General features: G+C 45.4%; 3 protein-coding genes. All 3 read right to left on the minus strand.

The features are described from left to right. Positions 1-4 precede the first annotated feature (4 nt). The 3 genes from ABS784_RS16720 to ABS784_RS16730 are packed head-to-tail and all read right to left on the minus strand — an operon-like array spanning position 5 to position 2,882. Positions 5-994, minus strand: a complete 990-nt coding sequence (locus tag ABS784_RS16720; protein ID WP_352513332.1) for a class I adenylate-forming enzyme family protein — start codon at positions 992-994, stop codon at positions 5-7. A gap of 28 nt (positions 995-1,022) precedes the next feature. Then, positions 1,023-1,523: a DUF3237 domain-containing protein gene (locus tag ABS784_RS16725; protein ID WP_013523573.1), complete on the minus strand. Its 501-nt coding sequence runs from the start codon at positions 1,521-1,523 to the stop codon at positions 1,023-1,025. A gap of 6 nt (positions 1,524-1,529) precedes the next feature. Beyond that, positions 1,530-2,882 carry an MFS transporter gene (locus ABS784_RS16730; protein WP_013523572.1) on the minus strand — a complete coding sequence of 451 codons (1,353 nt, stop codon included), beginning with the start codon at positions 2,880-2,882 and terminating at the stop codon, positions 1,530-1,532. Positions 2,883-2,987 lie beyond the last annotated feature (105 nt).

A 2,987-nucleotide genomic window follows, 5' to 3' on the forward strand; every position in this document is an offset into this window, starting at 1 on the left:
GTCGCTACTCACATTCTACAGGAAAGGTGCTCTTTTTTCTATACCCTTTGGATTTTATTGGATAATCAACACGCCTGGTCATCCCCATTTTCTCACGTATCGCTTTTACCGTCTCCAACGGACAAACATCCGCTCCCGTCATTCCTGCGCGCAATGACGACAAATCGAATGACTCACTATTCAATACGTTTAACTCCATATGAAGCATTGCCGGCACAGCATGATGAATGGTTACTTTTTCTTTTTCGATAAGCCGCAGCGCCTCTCTTGGGCTGTACCTTTCCTGCAGCACCATTTTTGCCTGGCTGTATACAGCGGACATCAAGTTGCACGCCATGCCGAACACATGGAAAATCGGCGTACAAATAAGAAACACATCATCTTGATTGCACCTCAAGCTGTCGGCAATCGCCACGCCTGATTGGACGATACCGCGATGAGTAATCATCACTCCTTTTGGCGCTCCGGTCGTACCAGACGTGTATAAAAGACAAAACAGGTCATGTTGCGGATCAATCGTCACCATGGGCAACGATTGATCAGTTGCATGGGCCATAAGCTGCTCCAAAGAAAAGAAGCCTGATTTGACAAACCGAACCGTAATAATTTGATCAACACTGGTTCGAATGAAACTCAATCCGATATGCTTTTCGATTTCCTCACATACAAAAATAGCTCTCATTCCAGAATTTTTTATAATATGTTCAACTTCGTGCTGTCGATATTTCGGATTAAAAGGAACGACGATCGCTCCAATTTGGGAGATAGCAAAAAATAGTTGGACTGTCTCAAGCCAGTTCGGCAAACAAACGCCCACACGATCCCCTTGCTTGATGCCGAGCGAGACTAGAGCTGATGCCAACTGGCGGACTTCCTTGTGCAAATCACCATAGGTGATTCGACGCCGCAGGTCATAGATGGCCTCTTTGGATGGATTTTCCACCGCCGCTCGTTCCAATAGTTGAGGAACAGACAAAACACGAACGGTTTCCATCTCTCCCCCTCCCTCCGTTTCCCCAAAGTTAACCGGCTTGATAAAACGTGATTTCCACTTCCGTTGGCTTTCGAATTCCTTCCCCAACAAACACCATTTTATTCAAAAAATCATATCGTCCGCTTTGCACTTCAAAAATAGGGGTCGTTTTAAAATAATAAGAGTCCCGCGGCACATCTTCGCCGCGGAATATTTTATCGATGATTTCTTTCGGCCCATGTCGGTATCCTTTATTGACAACATAAATAGGCACCCCGTCATCCGTCTCGATCACATAATGGGCGAGCAGCTCTGCTACCCCATCTCTCCGAATCAATTGATAGTCCGCCCCTCCAGGCGACACCTTTCCCCGCATCAAAGGTCCCTCAAAACTTCCACCGAGAATTGGGATCACTCTTCGGTGTCCATATCCGACATCTCCTATTTCAATCGGTTTTCCAACCTCAATGTAAACAGTAAATATATGTTCAAGTCGGATGGTTGTTCCCTTCTTTCTATGAAATTGACCTTCTCCGTCTCTACAAAGCAATTCTGTTCATGAAACAGTCACTTGCCCATTCCCTGTCTTCGCTTGCTCGTTGCGATAGATTGCATACTTTTCTTGCACGAGCAACACGGCAAGGCCCCCTAATACCGCAGCGCTGGCAATAGCAGCAAAATTATATTGAGGCGGCAAGTTAAAGGACAGCAAAACCCCAACAAACGTCGGTGCAACAATGCCACCGATTCTGCCGAACGCCATCGTGCTCCCTAAAGCAGTGGACCGCATCACTTCCGGATAGTATTGTGAAACAAATGCATTGGCAATGTTTTGGACACCTACTGAGGCGGCTCCAATAATGGCAATCAGTGCAAAAGCGACGATTGTACTGCTCATAAAACCAATCAGCGATAAAGCGACCGCTCCACAGAAGAACAAAGGAACAAGCACCCTCTTAAATCCCCATTTATTCACTAACGGACCGAAGACTACAGTGCCAATGATCGCCCCTATTTGCATCACGGCGGTAAATGCAAGGCTGGAGCTCAAATCATAACCTGCTTTCATCATCAGCCGGGGAAGCCATGTGTTCATTGAGTAAATAAGAACAAACGCACTGAAGCAAGATAGCCAAAACATCACGGTGCTAAACGCCCGATTCTCTGTGAATAATTTCACGATAGGTAAAGAAACTTGAGTCTTTCTTTCAGGCTTGACTAGTTCAACCACATCATCATGACTAATATGAGGATCAATCAAAGCAAGAACTTTTTGTGCTTCCTCTTCCCTTCCCTTTTCTAGAAGAAAACCAACCGACTCGGGAACACCTTTCATTAAAAATGGAAGGAATAATACCGGAACACCTCCGATCCAATAGATGGACTCCCACCCAACCGTCGGCAAAAGCGCCCGGCTCGTCAATGCAGCGGCAATAGCCCCAACTGAATAACCACAAAAAATCGAAGCAACAATGGCTGTACGAACTCGTTTGGGAAACATTTCTGTCGCTAGTGCGATGACATTAGGCATAACGCCGCCAAGACCAATCCCAGCAATGACCCGAGAGATGGTAAATAAAATTGGATTTGGAGCGAAACCGGCAAGGAAGGTAAAAAAGCCAAATAAAAATGTAGTCAACAAGATAATTTTTTTGCGTCCCATTCGATCGGCCAGCATGCCAAACAATACCGCTCCAATAGCTGTTCCAATGACTGTATAGCTGCCGATGGCACCAGCTGTGACATCTGAAATCCCCCACTCTTGAATCAATAAAGGAACCGAAGCGCCATAAATGACAACATCATACCCATCAAGCGTAATCACTAGAAACAGCCAAATCATAAGCCAAATATGGAATGAACGGACTGGGCTATTGTCAATCACATCAGCAGGATGAATTTGTTTCACATGGGTTCCCTCCCTAATATATTTACGTCTGTAGATGAGCAAATTCACTGACATAAATTGACAACTAAACAAAAAAGGAGACATGAACCGGACTCCTTGGGTAAA

Origin of the sequence: Geobacillus sp. G4 (assembly GCF_040327975.1) — a bacterium.
Taxonomy (GTDB): Bacteria; Bacillota; Bacilli; order Bacillales; family Anoxybacillaceae; genus Geobacillus; species Geobacillus thermoleovorans.